This window comes from Sphingomonas aliaeris (genome assembly GCF_016743815.1).
GTDB lineage: Bacteria > Pseudomonadota > Alphaproteobacteria > Sphingomonadales > Sphingomonadaceae > Sphingomonas > Sphingomonas aliaeris.
The window spans coordinates 745,094-764,634 of record NZ_CP061035.1; the positions used below are offsets into that span (position 1 = coordinate 745,094).

Consider the following 19,541-nt stretch of genomic DNA (forward strand, 5'->3'; position numbering starts at 1 on the left):
GCCGTTGCGCTGCACCGGGGGACTGACTAGGCACTCAGGCGATTTCGGGGAGCAAGCATCATGATCAAGCCACTTCGCAAAGCAGTGTTTCCGGTCGGCGGTCTCGGGACGCGATTCCTGCCCGCAACGAAGGCCATGCCCAAGGAAATGCTGCCCGTGGTCGATCGGCCGCTGATCCAGTGCGCAGTGGACGAGGCGCTGGAGGCGGGGATCGAACAGATGATCTTCGTCACCGGTCGCGGCAAATCCGCGATCGAGGATCATTTCGACATCGCCTACGAACTGGAAGCGACGATGTCGGGCCGCGGCAAGTCGCTCAGCGTTCTGGACGGCACGCGGCTGAAGCCGGGCGCGATCTCCTATGTCCGGCAGCAGGAGCCGATGGGGCTTGGCCATGCCGTATGGAGCGCGCGTCACATCGTCGGCGACGAACCCTTCGCGGTGCTGCTGGCGGACGATTTCATGGTCGGGAAACCCGGCTGTCTCAAGCAGATGGTCGAGGCGTATAACAAGGTCGGCGGCAACATGATCTGCGCGCAGGAAGTGCCCGAGGACCAGACGCATATGTACGGCGTCATCACCCCCGGCGCGCGCGACGGATCGCTGACCGAAGTGCGTGGGCTGGTCGAGAAGCCGGCCCCGGGGACGGCGCCGTCAAACCTGTCGGTGATCGGTCGCTACATCCTGCAGCCCGAAGTGATGCGCGTGCTGGAGACGCAGGAAAAGGGTGCCGGTGGTGAGATCCAGCTGACCGACGCGATGGCGAAGATGATCGGCGACCAGCCTTTCCACGGCGTAACGTTCGACGGCCGACGCTATGATTGCGGCGACAAGGCCGGGTATATCCAGGCCAATCTGGCGATCGCTCTGGGCCGCGCGGACATTGGCGAATCGGTGCGCGCGTTTGCGGTCGATCTGCTGCGCTGACCGTCGCGCCTGACATCAGGTCCGGGTCGAAGGCCGCGTCGTCGCTTTGATGGGATGACGTGGGCCGGACGCTTGTGCCACACTGCCCCAAAGCAAAGAGCGGAGGGACAGGATGCCAAATTTCGGCGGCTATCAGAACGAGTTGTACGGCGCCGCCCTGAGCGGCGTGCTGCCTAAGGTGCCGGTCGATTATGCGACTCTGGTCGCGCGGGCCGAGGCCGCGATGCCGCCTTACGTCCTGAATTACGTGCAGGGCGGTTGCGGCGACGAGACGACCCAGAACCGCAACCGGTCGGCATTCGACCAATGGGGCATGGTGCCGCGCATGATGGTCGATGCGAGTGAGCGCGACCTGTCGATCGACCTGTTCGGGATGACGTTGCCGACGCCATTGTTCATGTGCCCGATCGGCGTGACCGGGATCTGCACGCAGGACGGGCACGGCGACATTGCCGCCGCGCAAGCCGCCGCGGCGACCGGCATTCCGCTGTGCGCATCGACGCTGGCGAACGATCCGCTGGAGGATGTGTTGAAGGCGAGCGGCGAGACGCCCGGCCTGTTTCAGCTTTACACGCCGCGCGACCCGGACCTTGCGGCCAGTCTTGTCGGTCGCGCCGAGGCGGCGGGCTATAAGGCGATCGTCGTGACGTTGGACACATGGGTCACTGGATGGCGTCCGCGCGACCTGAATTCAGGCAACTTCCCGCAATTGCGCGGGCATGTGCTGGAAAACTACTTTGTCGATCCGGTCTTCCTCAAGCTGCTCGGCAAGCCGGTCGCGGGGAATTTGCCCGAGGCGATCGGCTTGTGGAGCCGGTTGTTCGGCAAGGTGCTGACCTGGGACGACATGGCGTGGCTGAAATCGCTGACCAAGCTGCCGATCGTGCTGAAGGGGATCTGCCACGGCGACGATGCGCGGCGCGCTGTGGATGCGGGGGCGGACGGCATCTATTGTTCAAATCATGGCGGGCGTCAGGCGAATGGCGGGATCGCCGCGATCGACCTGCTGCCCGACGTCGTGGCGGGATCGGGCGATCTGCCCGTCCTGTTCGATCTGGGAATCCGGTCGGGATCGGACGTGGTCAAGGCTCTGGCGCTTGGCGCGACGGCGGTCGGCGTTGGGCGTCCGTATAGCTACGGACTCGCGCTGGATGGCGCGGCGGGCGCAGCGCATGTGCTGAAATGCATATTGGCGGAGGCGGACCTGATGATGGCGGTCAACGGATATCCGTCCATCGCGGCGGTGCGGGCGGAGGGCGCGCGGCGGCTTGGATAGGGCCCGACGCGGGGCGGGCCGTGCCGTTTGTACTGCGATAATCGCGCAAACATGCATCGGCACTTGAACATTCCCGCGCTTCGGGGATTGGTTCGCGCATGAAGTTGTTCGCCCGCGCGCCCCGCCGGTCCTCGGGCCATGCGGAGGCACCTCCGCCGGGCCTCAGGCGTATGCGTATCGTCGCGACCGGATTGCTGGTCGCGATGGCGATCCTGTTCCTGATCAGCCGCGCGCTGGACACCGGGCATCCGGTGTTCGGCTTCGTCCGCGCCTTTGCCGAGGCGGCGATGGTCGGCGGGCTGGCGGACTGGTTCGCGGTGACCGCCCTGTTCCGGCATCCCCTTGGCCTGCCGATCCCGCACACGGCGATCGTACCGCGCAACAAGGATCGTATCGGCGATACGCTGGCGGTGTTCCTGCGCGACAATTTCCTGACGCCGGCGGTGATTTCCCGCCGGATGCGCCGGATGGACATGGCGGGGATCGCGGGCGAATGGCTCGCCAATCCGGGCGTTGCGAGCCGGCGGCTGACGCGCGGTGCGTCGCGGATCGCGGTCGAGATATTGCAGGCGCTGGATCAGGAGCGACTGGGCGGCATGGTGCGCGGCGCGATGGTCAAGCAGGTGCGCGACCTCGATCTTGCGCCGTTGCTGGGGCAGGCGCTGGGCGCGGCGATCGCCGAGAAACGCCATCTGCCGATCCTCGACGGGATCGTGCTGTGGGCGGGCAAGATACTGGAAGCGAACGAGCATCTCGTCCGCGCGATGGTGCATGATCGCGCCGGATCAATCCTGCGCTGGACCGGGCTGGACGAGACGCTGTCGAACAAGATCATAGACGGGCTGAAGGGCCTGGTGCGCGAGATGGCTGAAAATCCCGAGCATCCGTTGCGCGACAAGGCGGAGGAAGGGCTGGCGCAGCTGGCGCACGATCTGCAGCATTCGCCGGAGATGCGCGACCGCGTCGACGCGCTGAAGCTCGGCATGCTCGACAATCCGGCGATGCAGAACTGGATCAACGGGCTGTGGGAACAGGCGCGCGCAGCCATGCTGCGTATCGCGCGCGACCCGGAGAAGTTGCTGGGCGGCAAGTTCGGCGAGGCGTTGCGTCAGTTGGGCGAGACGCTGCAACGCGATCCGCGGCTGCGCGCGACGCTCAACCGGTTCGTGCGGCGTGCGGTGGTGGGCACGGCGGCGGATTATGGCGACGCGATCGTCCGGCTCGTGTCGGAAACGGTGCGGAGCTGGGATGCCCACACGATCACAACCCGACTGGAGAATGCGGTCGGGAAGGATTTGCAATATATCCGCGTCAACGGGACGCTGGTGGGCGGGCTTGTGGGGTTGGCGATCCACAGTGTGGATGTGCTGCTTTGAGTTTGAACCGTTTGCTTGCCCGTTTGGATGCGAGAGACACTTCTCTACTCCCCTCCCTGGAAGGGAGGGGCTGGGGGTGGGCGGATGTTCGCGATACGGCTTTGCTTGACTATCCTGTATCGGTACGCCCGGACGCCACCCACCCCCGACCCCTCCCTTCCAGGGAGGGGAGAAAATAGTTCACCCCGGCCAGTCCATGATCGTCCAGCCCTTGACCAGCGCGAGCGCGCGCAGCGGGGCGTGGGGGTTGACCGCGAACGCCTCGTCCGCCCAGTCGAGCGTCGGGGCGTCGGACACATGATCGCTGTAGAAGCGGATCACCGCGTCCTCGCGCGCGATGCGCTGTTCGGCCATCCAGTCCTGGATCATCGCGAGTTTGTTGGGGCCGTAGCAATTCTCGCCGAATATCCCCGCGCGCACCGCGCCGTCGCCGCCGTCGCGCGACAGCGTCGCGATCACCGCATCGAACCCAAGCCTTTTCGCGATCGCCGTGACATAGAATCGGTAGGACGCCGTCGCCATGACCAGCCGGTATCCTGCCGCGCGATCGGCGCGGATCTGCGCCTCCGCGCCGGGGAGAAGGCGCACGCGGCCGGCGAACCGGTCCGCAGCCGCTGCGGTCGCTTCCGCGCTCATCGTATGCCCGAGCAGCAGGTGCTGGGTGATCTGCTTCAGACGACCGCGATCGATGAGCTTCGCCCCGTAAGCCACTGTAGCGAAACCAATCAGTGGCAGGAACACGAGACGCCAGGGGGACTGCCGCCGCGCCGCACCGATTACGAATCCGGTCCAGGTGGCCTTCACCGTGATCGTCTTGTCCATGTCGTAGATTGCAAGCTTCACGGTCATTCGTCCTTCATACGCGGCAACTTGCTTGCCGATCCAGCGCGTTTGCAGCAAGGATCAGGTCGATGAGCCAAACCGCGACCTTCAGCCCGGAACAGGATGTCCTCCGTTTCTCCGGAAACCTGACACTGGCGCGGATCGGCGATCTGGCCGAACGGTTGCGCGCCTATGATGGCAAGGTGTCGTCGGTCGACCTGTCGGACGTCGACCGCATGGATACGGTCGGCGCGTGGATCGTGCAGCGGTTCGCATCCGAACATGACGCTACGATCGAGGGGTTGAGCGACGACGGCCGCCATTTGCTGACGCAGGTCCAGAAGGCGGATCAGCCGGTTGCGATGCGTCCAGAACATGTCGGCGGATTCTCCCGCGTGCTCGGTGAGATCGGCGATGCGGTGATGATCACGTTGCAGACGATGCTCGGCCTGCTCGGTTTCCTTGGTGCAACGGCGATCGCCTTCGGTACGCTGATCCGGCATCCCAGCCGCTTCCGCTTCAACGCGACCGTCATGCGGTTCGAGGTCGTCGGCGTGTCCGCACTCGGCATCATCGGGTTGATGAGCTTCCTGATCGGCATCGTCATCGCGCAACAGGGCGCGGTGCAGTTGCGGCAGTTCGGCGCCGAGGTGTTCACGATCAACCTGGTCGGCCGCCTGACGCTGCGCGAACTCGGCGTGCTGATGACCGCGATCATGGTCGCGGGACGATCTGGTTCGGCCTTCGCCGCACAGCTCGGCACGATGAAGCTGACCGAGGAGATCGATGCGATGCGCACGATCGGCGTCTCGCCGATGGAGGCTTTGGTCGTCCCGCGCACGCTTGCGGTCGTCATGATGATGCCGCTGCTCGCATTCTATTCCTCGCTGATCGCGATCATCGGCGGCGGGCTGCTGTCCTGGGTGTCGCTCGACATTCCGCCGGTAACGTTCGTCCAGCGCATCCGCGAAGTCGTGCCGATAACCGACCTGTTCATCTGCCTGATCAAGGCACCGGTGTTCGGCGCGATCATCGCCATCGCCGGTTGTTTCCAGGGCATGATGGTCGAATCCGATTCCGAACAGGTCGGCATCCGCACGACGGCGGCGGTGGTTCAGGCGATCTTCCTGGTGATCGTTCTGGATGCGTTCTTCGCGATGTTCTTCACCTGGGTAGGGTGGGTGTAATGCCGCAGCAGGACGAATCGATCATCTCCGTCAAGGGGCTGAAGAATGGCTTCGGCGAACAGCTCGTTCATGACGGGTTGGACCTGGAGGTGCGTCGCGGCGAGATCATGGGCGTGGTCGGCGGGTCGGGTACGGGCAAGTCCGTGCTGATGCGATCGATCATCGGACTCCAGACGCCTCTGGCGGGCGACATCAGGGTGTTCGACGAGGAAATGATCGACCGTGGCGACACGGAAGCGATCGACGTACGTAAACGCTGGGGCGTGCTGTTCCAGGGCGGTGCATTGTTCTCCACGCTGACGGTGGCGGAAAACGTGCAGGTGCCGTTGCGCGAATTCTATCCCGATCTCGATCCTGCGCTCCGCGACGAGATCGCTGCGTACAAGGTCGTCATGTCGGGCCTTCCTGCCGATGCCGGTCCTAAATTCCCGTCCGAACTGTCGGGCGGCATGAAGAAGCGCGCCGGGCTGGCGCGCGCGCTGGCGATGGACCCGGAACTGTTGTTCCTGGACGAGCCGACCGCCGGGCTGGACCCGATCGGCGCGGCGGCGTTCGACGAACTGACCAAGTCGCTGCAGAAGACATTGGGCCTCACGGTGTTCCTGATCACCCACGATTTGGACACATTATACGCCATTTGTGATCGTATCGCGGTGCTGGCGGACAAGAAGGTGATCGGCGTGGGGACGATTCCGGAACTTCTCGCGTTGGATCATCCATGGATCCAGGAATATTTCAACGGGCCGCGCGGGCGCGCCGCGACCGCATCGGTCGAACGCGCGGCGGACCTGCGCGAAGGTACGACGGATACCGGGCCAGATACCCGGCAGAGCACGATAGGGACTGAAGGCTGATGGAAACCCGTTCGAACCATGTGCTGGTCGGTGCCATCGTGCTGATCCTGCTCGCCGTCCTCGCGCTATTCACGGTGTGGATCGCGCGCCTGAACGGGACGAGCGAAAAGGAATATGACATCTTCTTCAAGCAGTCCGTCGACGGTTTGAACAAGGGGTCAATCGTGTCCTTCTCCGGCGTGCCTTTGGGCCAGGTGAAGGAAATCGCGCTGTGGAAGCGCGATCCGCAGTTCGTGCGCGTGCGCATCACCGTGAAGGACGAGACCCCGGTTCTGGAGGGGACGACAGCGGGCGTGCAGGGCAGCTTCACCGGCACCAGCACGATCCAGCTGGACGGCGCCAAGAAGGGTGCACCGCCGATCGAATGTCCGACGCCCGACAGCGCGGCAGCCTGCCCTTACGGCGTTCCGGTGATTCCGACCAAGTCGATCGGCTTCGGGGCGCTGTTGAGCTCGGCGCCGCAATTGCTCGAGCGGCTGTCGACGCTGACCGAGAAACTGACCGACATGCTTTCCGACCGGAACCAGAATTCAATCGCCGGTATCCTGGCCAATACCAACCGCCTGACGGGCGCGTTGGCGGATCGTGGTCCTGAAATCGCAGCGACGCTGGCCGAGACGCGGGTCGCGATCCAGAAGGCGGGAGCCGCGGCCGAACAGATCGGGCAGCTGGCCGGGACGACCAACACGATGCTGGCCGAGGATGTCCGCCCGGCGGCGGCGAACCTGAACAAAGCAGTGGCGAGCGCGCAGAAGAGCATGGACTCGCTCAACGCGGCGATCGGCGATGCGCGGCCGGGCCTTCAGGCGTTCAGCAAGCAGACGATCCCGGAGGTCGGGCAATTGGTGCGCGACCTGCGCGTGATGTCGTCCTCGCTGACGTCGGTCGCCGAGAAGATCGATCAGGGCGGGGCAGGGGCGTTGGTCGGATCGCCCAAGCTGCCCGACTATAAGCCGAAGAAGTGAGGCGCATGACCATGACCAAATTCACCGTCCTGCTCCCGATTGCCGGCGCTCTCGCGCTCGGCGGCTGCATCAGCTTCGGCGCGAAGCCCCCACCCGTGCTGCTGACGCTGGAATCGGCGCAGAGCGTACCTGCGGGCGAGACGCGCAGTTCGGCCAGTGCCGCGACGATCACGATCGCCGTTCCGTCCGTATCGCAGGCGCTTGCGACGACGCGCGTGCCGGTACAGTCGAGCGCGACGTCGGTCGCATACGTTAAGGATGCGCAGTGGGTCGAACTGCCGGCGCGGTTGTTCGCCCGGCTTGCCGCCGATACGGTCGCTGCCCGGACGGGCCGTGTCGTCCTGAGTACCGCGCAGTCCTTCTCCGATCCCGGTGCGCGTCTGTCGGGCGAATTGCGCAATTTCGGCGTCGATGGATCGACCAGCGAAGCGGTGGTGACGTTCGACGCGGCACTGATCCGGACGACCGGCGAAGTGGTTGAGAAGCGCCGCTTCGAAGCCCGCGTGCCGATCGCCGCGATCGAGGCGAATGCCGCATCGCAGGGGATCAACCAGGCGGCGAACCAGGTGGCGGGCCAAGTGGCGGACTGGGTCGGGAAGTAAGGGCTTTTAGGTCGGGCTACGGTTTCCCCTCCCTGGAAGGGAGGGGCCGGGGGTGGGTCGGTTGCGGCAGCACAAACCCCACTCCGCGCGAGTCAGAAATATTCGCTAAAGTTTATAGTAATCGCCCCACGGAAACCGCATCCCGGGCGTCTACCCACCCCCAGCCCCTCCCTCTCAGGGAGGGGAGCAGAAGGGCGAGACTGCGGCATTCCGTTGGCCCGCCGCTTGGTTGCGCCGTTTTGAGCGTTAGTCCGGACACTTTTACGCCGGGCCCGGCACACCTTCTCCCCTCCCTGGAAGGGAGGGGTCGGGGGTGGGTAGGTTGCGGGAGCACAAACCTCTCTCCGCGCCAGACCGACGTATCCGCTATAGTTTACAGTAGATCGTCCCCACGGAAACTGCATCCCGGGCGTCCACCCACCCCCAGCCCCTCCCTTTCAGGGAGGGGAGTAGAAGGGCAAGCTTCCGACGCCGGATCCGGCTTTCATCCAGCCCCGGCAATCCAAACGAAAAAGCCCGCCTCCTTTCGGAAGCGGGCCTCTTACAAAACCACTACCGTTCGGACGTTCAGCCCGCGCGGGTGCCCGTCATCGGGAAGCTGCCGAACGCGCCTGCGCCGACGCTGCCGGTGATCGTGTCGCCGTCGATCGTCGCGGTGCAATCCAGCGTCATCGGCATCGGCACGGTCATCTTCATCGTCCAGCTGATCGTGTTGCCATCGACCTTGCCGTCCGTGATGTCGACCGAACCCATCGCACCGCTGTTGGTGCCGGTGAAGGTGTCGCCATTGCTGGCGACGGTCAGCGTGCTCTTCTGGTCGCCGAGCGGCGATTTGACGATCGTATCCCAGGTGCCATCAACTGCGGCCATTATTTCTCTCCCGAAGCAGTGGCGCCCGCAACGGACGCCGCGGTGATTTCCTCGACGGGCAGGCCGAGACTGTCAAGCTGCGGCCGGACCGTCTTGGCATCGCCCACGACGACCCAGACCAGCTTCTTCGGGTCGATTGCCGCGCGTGCCGCAGCGTCAAGCTGGGGCAGCGTCATCGCCTTATATTTTTGCGTGATCGTCCCGTAATAATCGTCGGGGCGCTTATACAGGTCGTTCTGCTGCATCGCGCGGAGGACATCGAACGACGTTTCGAAATTGCCCGAAAGTGAACGCGTTGCGCCCGCGATCGCACGATCGAACTCGAACTTCGTCATCGGCTTGGTCGTCACGAACTCGGCAATGTCGCTGCGCAGCGCGGCGATCGAGGCGCCCGTCTTGTCCGACTGGACGGGGGCGCTGATGATGTAGGGCGCGGCATTCTCGCTCCGCTGGAACCCGCCGCTGACGCCATAGGACCAGTGCTTGCCCTCTCGCAGGTCCATGTTGATACGGCTGAGGAAGCTGCCGCCCAGTGCGTCGTTGGCGGTGAGGACGGGCAGCAGTTCGTCGCTGCCGTTCAGGCCGGTGACCGCGCCGGCACTGATCTGCGACTGCGGCGAATCCGGACGATCAACGAGGATGATCTTCGGGCTGGCGGTGCCGGTAATCGGGCCGAACGTCTTGGTGCCAACCGGACCGACGCCCTTCCAGTCGCCGAAGCGCTTGTTCAGCGCCGCCTTCACCGTCGCCAGCGGCAGATCGCTGACGATAAAGATCTTCGCACGTTCGGGACGCAGCCACGCCTGCTGGAATGCGATCAGGTCGTCGCGGGTCAGACTGCCGACCGCAGCCGGATCGCCGCTGCCCGCCGACTTGGCGTAGGGGGAGGCCGGTCCATAGATCAGTTTCGGCAGGATGCGTCCGGCGATCGCACCGGGGTTGGTCAGTTCCTGCGCGATCTCGGCGAGCTGTTGCTGCTTCACGCGGGCGACCTCGGGCGCGGCGAACGCCGGATTGCGGGTCACGTCGGCAAACAGGTCGATAGCGGGGGCGAGGTTCGCACTCGGCGTCGACAGCGTCAGTGAGGTGCGGTCGAGGCTTGCCCCCGTGGCAATGTCCACGCCCAGCCGCTCACGCGCTTCGGCGAACTTCGTCGAGATCGAGCGTCTTGGTACCTTCGTCGAGCATGCTGAGCGTCAGTTGCTGCGTCCCGAGCTTGCCCGAGACGTCGGCCGCCACACCGGCATCGAAGCTGATCACCGCCTTCGTCATCGGTACCGCGCCGCGCTGTGCGTAGATCAGTTCGATGCCGTTGTTCAGCCGATCCCGGGTAACCGCCGGGAATGTCAGGCCGGCGACATCACCCACCGCGGGGAGCGGCCCGCGCGTGCCCTTCGGCGTTGCAGGCGGCGCCTGTACGATCTTGACCTCCTTGGGCACCTGCGCCTCCGCGTAGGAGTCGCGTGCGCCCGGAGCGACGGTCAGATTATAGGACGGCTTGGTCAGCCACGTATTGGCCGCAGCGCGAACGCTGGCCGGAGTTTGCGCGGCGAGTTCGGCGAGCTGTTTCTTGTAAAAACCGGGATCGTTGGAAAACAACGCCCCTTCGGCCAACGCGACGGCCTTTCCGCCGAAGCCACCGACCGACTCGAGGCCCGAAATGCGGCCCACTGCACTGTTGGTGACGTAGCGCGTGACTTCGTCAGCGGTCGGACCGGTTTTCAGGAAGTCGGCGACGATCTCGTCCATCCGTTTGGTGACGACGGCCGGATCGACGCCGGGCCGGACCACGACATAGATGTCGAATGTGCCGACCTGCGCGAAGCTCTGGTTACCGACGCTCACCTGCACGGCGAGCTTTCCCTGCCGGACGAGCGCGTTCTGCAGGCGCGAGCTGGACAGGCCGCCGAGGACGCCCGCGGCGACATCCAGCGCGGTCGCATCCTTGTCGTTCAGCCCCGGCACGGGCCAGGACCGCACCAGCAGGGTCGCGGCGACCCGGTCCTTCATCTGTTCGGTCTTGGTCGTCGCCAGCACGGGCACCGGAGCCGTCGGCAACTTCGATTGCGGGCCACGCGGGATGGCGCCGAAGTTCTTCTCGACCAGCGCCTTGGCGGTGGCGAGATCGACGTCGCCGGCCAGCACCAGCACGGCATTGTTCGGCCCGTAATGATCCTTGAACCACGCTTTCACGTCCGCCAGGCTCGCCCCGTCCAGATCGGCCATTGAGCCGATCGTCGTGTGGCCGTACGGGTGATCGGCCGGGAACACGCCCTCGTTCATCTTGTACTGGACGAGACCATAGGGCTGGTTGTCGTTGCCGCGCTTCTCGTTCTGCACGACGCCGCGTTGCTCATCCAGCACGCCCTGCGTGATCGCGCCGGTCAGATAGCCCATGCGATCGGATTCGAGGAACAGCGCGCGGTCGAGCGCCGCGGTCGGCACCGTCTCGAAATAGTTGGTGCGGTCGAAATAGGTCGTGCCGTTGAAATCGGTCGCGCCGACCTGCTTCAAAGGTTCGAAAAAGTCGTCCGGTGCGTTCTCGCTGCCGTTGAACATCAGATGCTCGAACAAATGAGCGAAACCGGACTTGCCCTTGGGTTCGTGCTTCGACCCGACGTCGTACCAGATCGACACCGCCACGACGGGTGCCTTGCGATCGGTGTGCACGATAACGCGAAGGCCGTTCGGGAGCGTGAACTGCTGGTAGGGGATATCGACCTGCTTGACGAGCGTGGAGACCGGCGCGGCCTTTGCGACCGCCGCGGCAGGAGCGGAGAATGCAGGTGTCGAAACCACAGCCGAAAGGGCCACGCCCGAAAGCGCGATAGTCCGGAATGTCATGCAGGTTTTTCCTCGAAGCGACCGTATCGTTTGATGCATAGCAAGCCGTGTGGCCGGCGCAACACACGGTTGTCGTCTTTCGGTCCCCGGGTCGCAACACATAGCAACAGCACGTTGATGTTGCGGCGGGACCGACCCAAAATTTTTGCTTGGTCCAGACCTAGCAGCCGGCATGCGGCGCGATCAGATGAATTATCAAGTGGGGAGCTTCTGTTGCTCGGTGCCCCCCGTACCGCCGGAATCCGCTTCTGTTGCCCGGTGCGGTCCAACCGCGCTTTTGTCTTAGTAAATTAGTCCGTTAAGACCAATTTACGCGGCAATCGCGAGCGCTTCGTTATCGTTAGCACTTGTGGTTTTGAGCCTATAACCGGTTACTCAGCCGGGGCAAAAACTGCGCCTTTGAACACACGTCGATCCTGCTTCGGCCCCGTCAGAACCTGTCCTCAAAGAACGGGTTTTGGTGGAGCCGCCGGGTACTGCCCCCGGGTCCGTTGCGTCTATTATGCACAGCACTTTATCACCATAGTCTCCGGGGCAAGCCCCTTACGACACCCTCTATATGGGATTATCGCCGGCTTTTGCCAAGCCCGGCGAGCATCGGGTTTGCGCGTAACGCCTTTTACTCGCCACAAATCCGGTTCATGGGACAGGATATCATGCTTACCCAGCGTTCCAGATATGCCTTGCGCGCCATGCTCTTCCTTGCCGGGGCGAAGCCCGGTGGCCCGCCGATCCCGATGAACCGCATCGCCGCGGAGGCGAACGTCCCGCGCAAGTTCCTGGAACTAATTCTCGCGGATCTTCGCGAAGCCGGCTTCCTGCACAGTCATCGCGGCAAGATGGGCGGCTATTGCCTTACCCGGCCGACGCATCTGATCTCGCTCGGGGAAATCATCCGCGTGATCGAAGGGCCGTTGGCGCTGGTGCCCTGCGTCAGCCGGACCGCCTACCGCTCGTGCAACGACTGCAAGGACGAGGCGACCTGCGCGATTCGGCATGCGATGATGCGCGTTCGGGACGAGACGGCGCGTATTCTCGACGGTACCAGCCTGGCCGATGCCGGGCTGGACGAACTGGTCGCCGCGTAAGGGGTCAGCCTCGCTTCCGCGCCTGACGGTACGTGCCGAGAAGCCGCAGCCACTTGGTCTGGAAGCGTAGTTCCTCCAGCGCGCGGTCCAGTCCGGGATCGCCCGGCTTGCCCTCGACATCCGCAAAGAATTCCGTCGCCGCGAACGTCCCGCCACGCTGATAGCTTTCCAGCTTGGTCATGTTGACCCCGTTCGTCGCGAACCCGCCCATCGCCTTGTACAAGGCGGCGGGGATGTTCTTCACCTCGAACATCAACGTCGTCATGTACGGCGCGTTCTCGCCGATCGGGTTTTCCGGTGCCGCATGCCCTACGCGCGCAAGCACGACGAAGCGCGTCATATTGTGTTCGGCATCGGCAATGCCATTCGCCAGCAGGTTCAGGCCATAGATGGCGGCGGCGCCCGGCGGCGCGAGCGCGGCGACCGCGGGATCGCCCTGTTCCGCAACCATCGCCGCGGCCCCGGCGGTGTCCGGATAGTTGATCGGCGTGATGTTGTGCTCGCGCAGCCAGTGGCGGCATTGTCCCAGTGCCTGCGGATGACTCATCGCCTGCCGGACTTCGTCGCGCGATCCAAGCCCCATCAGCGCATGCTTGATGCCGAGGAAATGCTCCCCGGTGATCACCAGACCCGATTCGGGAAGCAGGAAATGCATGTCCGCGACGCGGCCGTGCAGCGAATTCTCGATGGGAATGATGGCACAATCCGCACGTCCTTCGCGCACCGCATCGATCGCGTCGGCAAAATCGAAACAGGGCAGGGGCAGGCCGTTCGGAAAGGCCTCGACCGCCGCGACATGGCTGTTTGCGCCGGGTGCGCCCTGAAAAGCGACGGCGCGCGTGGGGTCCGCAGCGGCGGCGGCGGTCATCCGGTCCACGATCGGGCGGGCGGGGGCGGCAAAATTCTCCATGTGGCCGCCGCGCTTAAGCGCCGCTTGCGGTGTGGGCAACGCGAATCTAAAGGAAGCGCACTTACGCGGAACAGGCACGGGGCTGACATGGACAATCGGACGAACACGATCGCGGGCTGGGTGCTGGCGGCATGCGGCGCGGCACTGGGCTTGTCGATCGCCGGCGGCATGGTGTTTCACTCCGAAGCTCCCGAGAAATTCGGCTTCCCGATCGAGGCAGCGGAAGAGGGCGGAGACGCCGGCGCGGCCGAAGTGCCGATCGCCACGTTGCTCGCCACGGCCGACGTCGCCAAGGGCGCCGAAGTGTTCAAGAAGTGCGCCGCGTGCCACACGATCAACCAGGGCGGCGCCAACGGCATCGGCCCGAATCTCTACGCCACGCTCGGTGAGGGCGTTGCCGAGGGCAAGGGTGGATTCGCCTTCTCCGACGCGCTGAAGTCGAAGGGCGGCAAGTGGGACTTCGATAACATGAGCGCCTGGCTGACCAGCCCGCGCAAGTTCGCGCCCGGCACCAAGATGACCTTCGCCGGTATCGGCAACGGCCAGGACCGCGCGAACGTGATCGCCTATATCAACTCGATGGGGTCGGATCTGCCGATGCCGGCCGCTCCTGCGGCGGGCGCAGCGGCACCCGCAGGCGCCCCGGCCGATCCGGGCGGCAAGGCCGAACCGACCACCGAAGATTTGAGCAACAAGGCCGCGCCCGCGACCGGCGCACCTTCCATCGATCCGGCAGCGAAGGTTCGCGGCGCGAAGGAAGACGCAAAGTAAGCTTTGCTAATCGTGCGTGGTGATCGACGCTTGGTCTCATCGATCTGAGATCGCGGCGGCGCGTGACGAGCATATACTAGCCGTTCGTGCCGAGCTTGTCGAAGCACCTGTCCTGCTTTGCCCGCCCTTCGACAAGCTCAGGACGAACGGAGGGTTCAGGCCGCGGTAGGAGTTTCACCGTTCGTCTTGCACGATGACGTAGGCCCCGTTCGTTCGTTTCGAGCGTAGTCGAGAAACCCTTTCGACGGTCCGTGACGCCGGTTTCTCGACTACGCTCGAAACGAACGGGAGCGGTCGGCCACCGATCGAAATGAGCGGGGAGGGGGCCGAGGTGGCTACCTCGATATCGACCCGCAACAACGACGCGCCCCCCGGCCTTACCCGTCCCTCAGACCACCGGCTCCCGGTAGAAGTCCTGAACGACCTCCCATGCCTCGTTCGCCGTCTCGACCATCGTGAACAGGCTCAGGTCGCGCGGCGAGATGACGCCTTCTTCGACCAAGGCTTCGAAATTGACGACGCGGTTCCAGAAGTCCTTGCCGAACAGCAGGACGGGGATCGGCTTGATCTTGCCGGTCTGGATCAGCGTCAGCAGTTCGAACAGTTCGTCGAACGTACCGAACCCGCCCGGGAACGCGGCAAGCGCGCGGGCGTGGAGCAGGAAGTGCATCTTGCGCAGCGCGAAATAGTGGAACTGCATCGACAGATGCGGCGTGACATAGGGGTTGGGCGCCTGTTCGTGCGGCAGGACGATGTTCAGGCCGATCGACTCCTGACCCTGATCCGCTGCGCCGCGGTTCGCTGCCTCCATGATCGACGGTCCGCCGCCCGAGCAGACGACGAACTGTCTTTTGCCTTCCTCGTCGAGCGGGAACTGGCTGACCTTGCCCGCGAGTTCGCGTGCCACGTCGTAATATCTGGACTTGGCGACCAGGCTCTCGGCGATCCGGATACCCTGTTCGTTATCGCCTTCCGCCGCCCGGGCGAAGTCGAGCATCGCCTGTGCCTTGGATGGTTCGGGAATGCGGGCGGAGCCGTAGAAGACGAAGGTCGAGGCGATGTTCGCCTCTTTCAGGATCAGTTCGGGCTTCAGCAGTTCAAGCTGGAAGCGCACCGGGCGAAGGTCTTCGCGCAACAGGAAATCCATGTCCTGAAAGGCGAGCCGGAAGCTGGGGTTTTCGGTCTGCGGGGTGCTGACGCCGGCATTGGCGGTCTCGGCATCCTGGCGGGCGCGCGGGAATACCCGCGATGGAACATGTGTATCGGTCATCATCCGCGCCTAGAGCAAAACGGTTTCGGTTTGAAGCCCGTCCCCGACCGGCATCAGCGGCAGAAATTGGCCCGGTCGTCCTCGAAATGGAGGTGATTGTAGTGCGCCGCGTTGTAATCCGGGCTCAGCACCGTGCCGAAGCGCTTGCAGGCCGAGGCGCGGATCGTGCGCAGGAACAGGTTGACCGCCGGATCGACCGAGCGCCAGTCCTGCTGGATCGTCACGCGGCGCCCGTCAGCCAGCACGAAGCCGGATATGTCGACCGCATTGGCGGTGCCGTGGCCCGACAGGCGCGGCGTCGCGCTGCTGCCGACCACGTTGCGGCAGGCATAGGTGCCCATCGTCTCGATCCGCACGACGTCGCTGCCCAGGATCTGCCGCGCGGCGGGCGCGACGCCGCTTCTCGCCCAGCCGATGAACGCACGTGCCAGCCCGCACCGCATGCTCTTGATCCCGGACACGGGCAGGCCGACATCGATCAACTGGACCGCGCCGATCACCTGGCACCCGCCGCCGAAATCGCGATCCGGCAACGGCGAATAGCGCACGCCGATGCGTGAAAGATCGGCGAAGCACGCCTTGGTCTCGCTGGATGTCGGGATATTGAGCGTGACAGGCCGCGACCCCGCCGGCCGCGGCGGGGGCCGATTGTCTCCACCGCCGCACGCGGACAGCAGGAGGGCGAGCAAGAGGGGCGAACGCTTCACCCGATCCGTCTAAACATCAACGGCTCACCGTGGAACAGCCTCCAACAGCCGGCGTGCGACGGAGCGCAGCACCCGCGTGCCGAAAAGATCGCGTGGTTGACAGATCATCCCACGTCTCTAGAGGCGGCGACGGGCCACGCGGTCCCAACGCCGCGCGTGCTCTCTGTGAGGAGAGACTACATGACTGACTTACCTGCCGTCCCCGCGCAGCCTTTTGCTGCGCAAAATGAACAGCCGGCGATGAAACCGGCGCGTCCGTACTTTTCTTCCGGCCCGTGCGCGAAGCCGCCCGGCTGGTCCCCTGAAAAACTCGATACCGCTGTCCTCGGCCGCTCGCATCGTTCGAAGCTGGGTAAGACGCGGCTGCAATATGCCATCGACCTGATGCGCGAGCTGTTGAAGCTGCCGGACACGCACCGCATCGGCATCGTTCCGGGATCGGATACGGGTGCGTTCGAAATGGCGATGTGGACGATGCTGGGCGCGAAGCCCGTCACGACGCTCGCCTGGGAAAGCTTCGGCGAAGGCTGGGTGACGGACGCGGTAAAGCAGCTGAAGATCGATCCGACGGTGATCCGCGCCGATTACGGGCAGTTGCCCGATCTGGCGACGGTCGACTGGTCGAACGACGTGCTGTTCACCTGGAACGGGACGACATCGGGCGTGCGCGTGCCGAATGCCGACTGGATCCCGGCCGACCGCGAGGGGCTGAGCTTTGCCGACGCGACGTCGGGCGTGTTCGCCTATGACATCGACTGGGCGAAGATCGATGTCGCGACGTTCAGTTGGCAGAAGGTGCTGGGCGGCGAAGGTGGTCACGGCGTGCTGATCCTCGGCCCGCGCGCGGTCGAGCGGCTGGAAAGCTATACCCCCGCCTGGCCGTTGCCGAAGGTGTTCCGCCTCGTCTCCAAGGGCAAGCTGACCGAAGGCGTGTTCAAGGGCGAGACGATCAACACCCCGTCGATGCTGGCGGTCGAGGATGCGATCCTCGCGCTCGAATGGGCGAAGTCGGTCGGTGGGGCGGACGGGCTTATCGCACGCAGCGACGCCAATGCGGCGGCTTTGGGCAAGATCGTCGCGGATCGCGACTGGCTGGGCCATCTGGCGGCGGACGAGGCGTCGCGCTCGAAGACCAGCGTGTGCCTGACGGTCGAGGGCGCGGACGAGGCGTTCATCAAGGCGTTTGCGGCTCTGCTCGAAAATGCGGACGCGGCGTATGACATCGCGGGATATCGCGATGCGCCGGCGGGTCTGCGTATCTGGTGCGGCGCGACCGTCGATACGGCCGATATCGAAGCGCTGGGGCCTTGGCTCGACTGGGCTTACGCCACCGTCAAGGCGCAGGTCGCCGCTTAATTCCCTGTCATCCCCGCGCAGGCGGGGATCCATACCCAATGCCGTCAGCGATTATGGATCCCCGCCTGCGCGGGGATGACGGCCGTTCGAAGGAAATCCCATGCCAAAAGTACTTATCAGCGACCAGATGGACCCCAAGGCCGCGCAGATCTTTCGCGAGCGCGGCGTCGAGGTGGACGAGATCACGGGCAAGACGCCGGAAGAGGTGATCGCGATCATCGGCGATTATGACGGCCTCGCGATCCGCAGTTCGACCAAGGTGACCAAGGCGATCCTCGCCGCCGCGACCAAGCTGAAGGTGATCGGTCGCGCCGGGATCGGTGTCGACAATGTCGATATCCCCGCCGCATCCGCGCAGGGCGTCGTCGTGATGAACACCCCGTTCGGCAATTCGATCACCACCGCGGAACACGCCATCGCGTTGATGTTCGCGCTCGCCCGCCAGCTTCCCGAGGCGGACGCCAGCACGCAGGCCGGCAAGTGGGAAAAGAACCGCTTCATGGGCGTCGAGCTGACCAGCAAGACGCTAGGGCTGATCGGTGCGGGCAATATCGGGTCGATCGTGGCCGATCGCGCGCTTGGCCTGCGCATGAAGGTCGTCGCGTTCGATCCGTTCCTGACGCCGGAACGCGCCATCGAGATGGGCGTCGAGAAGGTCACGCTGGACGAATTGCTCGCCCGCGCCGACTTTATAACGCTGCACACGCCGCTGACCGACCAGACCCGCAACATCCTGTCGGCCGAGGCGCTGGCCAAGACCAAGCCGGGCGTCCGCATCATCAATTGCGCGCGCGGTGGCCTGATCGACGAGGCGGCGTTGAAGGCGGGGCTCGACTCCGGCCATATCGGCGGCGCGGCGCTGGACGTGTTCGTGCAGGAACCGGCGAAGGAATCGCCCCTGTTCGGTACGCCGAACTTCGTTTCCACCCCGCATCTGGGTGCGTCGACCAATGAAGCGCAGGTCAATGTCGCTATTCAGGTCGCCGAGCAGATGGCCGATTACCTGATGTCGGGCGGCGTCACGAACGCGCTGAACGTGCCGTCGCTGTCGGCGGAGGAAGCTCCGAAGCTGAAGCCGTACATGGCGCTGGCGGAGAAGCTGGGTTCGCTGATCGGTCAACTGGCGCATGGCGGCCTGTCCGGGATAGCGATCGAGGTCGAGGGTGCGGCGGCATCGCTCAACCAGAAGCCGATCACGTCGGCAGTGCTCGCCGGGCTGATGCGCGTGCACACCGACACGGTGAACATGGTCAACGCGCCGTTCCTGGCGAAGGAACGCGGCATCGACGTGCGCGAAGTGCGGCATGACCGCGAAGGCGATTACCACACGCTGCTGCGCGTCACGGTGAAGACCGAGGCGGGTGACCGTTCGGTCGCGGGCACCTTGTTCGGCGATCAGGCGCCGCGCCTGGTCGAACTGTTCGGCATCAAGGTGGAGGCCGATCTGGCCGGCCATATGCTGTATGTCGTCAACGAGGACGCACCCGGTTTCATCGGGCGTCTGGGATCGTTGCTGGGCGAGGCCGGGGTCAATATCGGCACGTTCCATCTCGGTCGCCGCTCCGCCGGGGGCGAGGCGATCCTGTTGCTGTCGGTCGACGAGCCGGTGACGCAGGACCTGCTCGCCAAAGTTCGGACGCTGTCCGGCGTGCGGACCGCGATGGGCCTCAGCTTTTAGGTCCGGTCGGGCCGGGGTCGCGATGGCCCCGGTCCGCC

18 protein-coding genes and 1 other RNA gene are annotated in these 19,541 nt (G+C 64.7%); 11 read left to right on the forward strand and 8 right to left on the reverse strand.

Translation table 11 applies throughout. From position 1 onward, the window contains the following. The first annotated feature begins 57 nt into the window (after nt 1–57). From galU to H5J25_RS03215, 3 genes are all read left to right on the forward strand, one after another. Nucleotides 58–927 carry a UTP--glucose-1-phosphate uridylyltransferase GalU gene (galU, locus tag H5J25_RS03205; RefSeq protein WP_202095944.1) on the forward strand — a complete coding sequence of 290 codons (870 nt, stop codon included), beginning with the start codon at nt 58–60 and terminating at the stop codon, nt 925–927. A gap of 112 nt (nt 928–1,039) precedes the next feature. Further along, complete coding sequence (locus tag H5J25_RS03210) at nt 1,040–2,203, forward strand: alpha-hydroxy-acid oxidizing protein (RefSeq protein ID WP_202094715.1); 1,164 nt, start codon at nt 1,040–1,042, stop codon at nt 2,201–2,203. Nucleotides 2,204–2,301: 98 nt separating this feature from the next. Then, nucleotides 2,302–3,579: a DUF445 domain-containing protein gene (locus tag H5J25_RS03215; RefSeq protein ID WP_404829568.1), complete on the forward strand. Its 1,278-nt coding sequence runs from the start codon at nt 2,302–2,304 to the stop codon at nt 3,577–3,579. A gap of 180 nt (nt 3,580–3,759) precedes the next feature. On the opposite strand, the gene H5J25_RS03220 is transcribed toward H5J25_RS03215, so the two are convergent. Continuing rightward, nucleotides 3,760–4,428: an HAD family hydrolase gene (locus tag H5J25_RS03220; protein WP_202094717.1), complete on the reverse strand. Its 669-nt coding sequence runs from the start codon at nt 4,426–4,428 to the stop codon at nt 3,760–3,762. Nucleotides 4,429–4,490: 62 nt separating this feature from the next. Here H5J25_RS03220 and H5J25_RS03225 point away from each other — a divergent pair, with 62 nt between their 5' ends. From H5J25_RS03225 to H5J25_RS03240, 4 genes are read left to right on the forward strand one after another with little or no spacing between them, the layout of a single operon-like run. Further along, a complete protein-coding gene (locus H5J25_RS03225) occupies nt 4,491–5,588 on the forward strand; it encodes an ABC transporter permease (protein ID WP_202094719.1) in 1,098 nt (365 codons plus the stop codon). Further along, nucleotides 5,588–6,442, forward strand: coding sequence for an ABC transporter ATP-binding protein (locus tag H5J25_RS03230; protein ID WP_202094721.1), 855 nt, complete (start codon nt 5,588–5,590; stop codon nt 6,440–6,442). Before H5J25_RS03225 ends, H5J25_RS03230 begins: the two co-directional genes overlap by 1 nt. Then, nucleotides 6,442–7,407: an MlaD family protein gene (locus tag H5J25_RS03235; RefSeq protein ID WP_202094723.1), complete on the forward strand. Its 966-nt coding sequence runs from the start codon at nt 6,442–6,444 to the stop codon at nt 7,405–7,407. The genes H5J25_RS03230 and H5J25_RS03235 overlap by 1 nt, the downstream gene beginning before the upstream one ends. A 5-nt stretch (nt 7,408–7,412) precedes the next feature. Further along, nucleotides 7,413–8,009, forward strand: coding sequence for an ABC-type transport auxiliary lipoprotein family protein (locus H5J25_RS03240; RefSeq protein ID WP_202094726.1), 597 nt, complete (start codon nt 7,413–7,415; stop codon nt 8,007–8,009). A 567-nt stretch (nt 8,010–8,576) separates the two neighbouring features. Here the strand turns inward: H5J25_RS03240 and H5J25_RS03245 are convergent. The 4 genes from H5J25_RS03245 to ssrA form a co-directional block, all read right to left on the reverse strand. Then, nucleotides 8,577–8,879: a hypothetical protein gene (locus H5J25_RS03245; protein ID WP_202094728.1), complete on the reverse strand. Its 303-nt coding sequence runs from the start codon at nt 8,877–8,879 to the stop codon at nt 8,577–8,579. After that, nucleotides 8,879–10,000: a M16 family metallopeptidase gene (locus H5J25_RS21295; RefSeq protein WP_318781344.1), complete on the reverse strand. Its 1,122-nt coding sequence runs from the start codon at nt 9,998–10,000 to the stop codon at nt 8,879–8,881. Before H5J25_RS21295 ends, H5J25_RS03245 begins: the two co-directional genes overlap by 1 nt. A 10-nt stretch (nt 10,001–10,010) precedes the next feature. Further along, complete coding sequence (locus H5J25_RS21300; RefSeq protein ID WP_318781345.1) at nt 10,011–11,723, reverse strand: M16 family metallopeptidase; 1,713 nt, start codon at nt 11,721–11,723, stop codon at nt 10,011–10,013. A 237-nt stretch (nt 11,724–11,960) separates the two neighbouring features. Beyond that, nucleotides 11,961–12,312, reverse strand: a transfer-messenger RNA (tmRNA) gene (ssrA, locus tag H5J25_RS03255). A gap of 67 nt (nt 12,313–12,379) precedes the next feature. Here ssrA and H5J25_RS03260 point away from each other — a divergent pair. Then, nucleotides 12,380–12,811: an RrF2 family transcriptional regulator gene (locus H5J25_RS03260; RefSeq protein ID WP_202095949.1), complete on the forward strand. Its 432-nt coding sequence runs from the start codon at nt 12,380–12,382 to the stop codon at nt 12,809–12,811. Nucleotides 12,812–12,815: 4 nt separating this feature from the next. Here the strand turns inward: H5J25_RS03260 and H5J25_RS03265 are convergent, their stop codons facing one another. Further along, nucleotides 12,816–13,721, reverse strand: coding sequence for a prephenate dehydratase (locus H5J25_RS03265; RefSeq protein WP_202094730.1), 906 nt, complete (start codon nt 13,719–13,721; stop codon nt 12,816–12,818). 87 nt (nt 13,722–13,808) lie between these two features. On the opposite strand from H5J25_RS03265, the gene H5J25_RS03270 reads away from it, so the two are divergent. After that, nucleotides 13,809–14,492: a c-type cytochrome gene (locus H5J25_RS03270; protein ID WP_202094732.1), complete on the forward strand. Its 684-nt coding sequence runs from the start codon at nt 13,809–13,811 to the stop codon at nt 14,490–14,492. 388 nt (nt 14,493–14,880) lie between these two features. Here the strand turns inward: H5J25_RS03270 and H5J25_RS03275 are convergent, their stop codons facing one another. Further along, entirely contained in the window at nt 14,881–15,762 is an 882-nt protein-coding gene (locus H5J25_RS03275) for an LOG family protein (protein WP_202094733.1), read from the reverse strand. A 53-nt stretch (nt 15,763–15,815) separates the two neighbouring features. After that, nucleotides 15,816–16,469 carry an extensin family protein gene (locus tag H5J25_RS03280; protein ID WP_202094735.1) on the reverse strand — a complete coding sequence of 218 codons (654 nt, stop codon included), beginning with the start codon at nt 16,467–16,469 and terminating at the stop codon, nt 15,816–15,818. A 180-nt stretch (nt 16,470–16,649) separates the two neighbouring features. On the opposite strand from H5J25_RS03280, the gene H5J25_RS03285 reads away from it, so the two are divergent. Together H5J25_RS03285 and serA are read left to right on the forward strand one after the other, a co-directional pair. Beyond that, nucleotides 16,650–17,825 carry a phosphoserine transaminase gene (locus H5J25_RS03285; RefSeq protein ID WP_202094736.1) on the forward strand — a complete coding sequence of 392 codons (1,176 nt, stop codon included), beginning with the start codon at nt 16,650–16,652 and terminating at the stop codon, nt 17,823–17,825. Nucleotides 17,826–17,925: 100 nt separating this feature from the next. Then, nucleotides 17,926–19,503 carry a phosphoglycerate dehydrogenase gene (gene serA / locus H5J25_RS03290; protein ID WP_202094737.1) on the forward strand — a complete coding sequence of 526 codons (1,578 nt, stop codon included), beginning with the start codon at nt 17,926–17,928 and terminating at the stop codon, nt 19,501–19,503. Nucleotides 19,504–19,541 lie beyond the last annotated feature (38 nt).